2 protein-coding genes are annotated in these 733 nt (G+C 66.3%); both read right to left on the bottom strand.

The window, feature by feature from the left end:
* A partial coding sequence (locus tag FLP08_RS16790; protein WP_162431114.1) for a guanylate kinase occupies window positions 1–300 on the bottom strand: 300 nt, incomplete at its 3' end.
* Window positions 301–358: 58 nt separating this feature from the next.
* Window positions 359–733 (bottom strand): endoribonuclease YicC domain-containing protein (locus FLP08_RS16785; protein ID WP_156278071.1); only part of this gene is annotated, 375 nt, incomplete at its 5' end.

Below are 733 nucleotides of genomic sequence, written 5' to 3'. Positions count from 1 at the left end.
GATCTCGAGGATCAGGTCGAGGCCTTCGGCGAGGGTTTTCTCGACCCAGCGCTGCGAGGTGCCGTAGAGGTTGCCGAAGACTTCGGCATGCTCGAGGAACTCGTTGCGCTCGAGCATGGCGAGGAATTCCTCGCGGCTGGTGAAGTGGTAGTTGACCCCGTCCACCTCGCCCGGACGCATGCCGCGGGTGGTATGGGAGACGGACACGCGGACCTCGGGGGCGGCGTCGAGCAGGGCCTTCACCAGGCTGGTCTTGCCGGCGCCGGAGGGAGCGGAAACGATGTACAGGGTGCCGGACATGAGGTGTTCCTGGTGCTTCGTACGGGTTGGAAAGAGATCGGGCGGTGGCGCCCGCCGGTCATTCGATGTTCTGGACCTGCTCGCGCATCTGCTCGATCAGGACCTTGAGGTTGACCGCCGCCTGGGTCGAGCGCGGGTCGAACGCCTTGGAGCCTAGAGTGTTGGCTTCCCGGTTGAGTTCCTGCATCAGGAAGTCCAGGCGCCGACCGGCGGCGCCGCCGGCCTTGAGGACCCGGCGGACCTCGCCGACGTGGGTGGCGAGGCGGTCCAGCTCCTCGGCGACATCGCTCTTCTGCGCCAGCAGGACCAGTTCCTGCTCCAGGCGCTGCGGATCGAGTTCGGCCTTGAGTTCGGCGAAGCGGTCGAGGATCTTCTGCCGCTGGTTGGCCAGCATGGTCGGCACCAGTTCGCGCAGGTTGCCGACTTCCACCAG

This window comes from Christiangramia aestuarii, from assembly GCF_009735585.1.
GTDB lineage: Bacteria > Bacteroidota > Bacteroidia > Flavobacteriales > Flavobacteriaceae > Christiangramia > Christiangramia aestuarii.
Note: the sequence above shows the minus strand (reverse complement) of the source record. Positions and strands in the feature narration are given on the sequence as shown.